Genomic DNA, 588 nt, shown 5'->3' with positions numbered 1-588 from the left:
GTCGAGCGTGAACCTCTGGCGAGATCCGAACGTTGAATTTGCCAGAGAAGTTTTTGTAAGGCTCAATGCCACGCTCCTGACACATCTCTAAAAAAACGCTTAATGACTTCGCGCCCTCGGCTTCCAATTGAGCGACGCTTTCACCATAGAAATCCGCGCCGCCGTTTAAGCCTACGAACTCACCACGGAATGTTTCAGCGTCTGGATCATAATCAATAAAGGCTTTTACCCCGTTGATCATCATAAGATTTTTCATGCTTTCACCCCGTTCCTTTCTAACCATTTTTTGATGCTTATCACTGCGTCTTTGTCAGTTTCTTTCTGAGGATGTGGGCGGTGATATACCWGAACTTCACCAAACAGCACCACACCAATTCGAGACCCCTCACGCTCTTCAATGTCAGCCCCTAGAGCAATAAACAGCGCTTCAATATCAGACCACTTGATAGCTCCGCTGACAGGCCTAGCAAAGATAGCCGTCAACGTTCTTAAATGTTTTTTGTTCATAAAGTCTCATAATCCGTTAAATCGATAGTACTACTTTTTAGTATCATTTCAAGCGAATTTGGTACTATTTTTTAGGTACCA

Annotated in this window: 2 protein-coding genes; both read right to left on the bottom strand. The window is 44.0% G+C overall.

The window, feature by feature from the left end:
* The coding region (locus tag L5M18_RS23340; protein ID WP_263198728.1) for a type II toxin-antitoxin system HicB family antitoxin at positions 1 to 256 on the bottom strand (256 nt) is incomplete at its 3' end.
* Entirely contained in the window at positions 253 to 507 is a 255-nt protein-coding gene (locus L5M18_RS23335; RefSeq protein ID WP_263198727.1) for a type II toxin-antitoxin system HicA family toxin, read from the bottom strand. The genes L5M18_RS23335 and L5M18_RS23340, both read right to left, overlap by 4 nt.
* Positions 508 to 588: the final 81 nt, after the last annotated feature.

This window comes from Shewanella sp. SM20 (genome assembly GCF_025654545.1).
GTDB classification, from domain to species: domain Bacteria; phylum Pseudomonadota; class Gammaproteobacteria; order Enterobacterales; family Shewanellaceae; genus Shewanella; species Shewanella oncorhynchi.
This window is presented reverse-complemented; position numbering and strand designations above follow the sequence as displayed.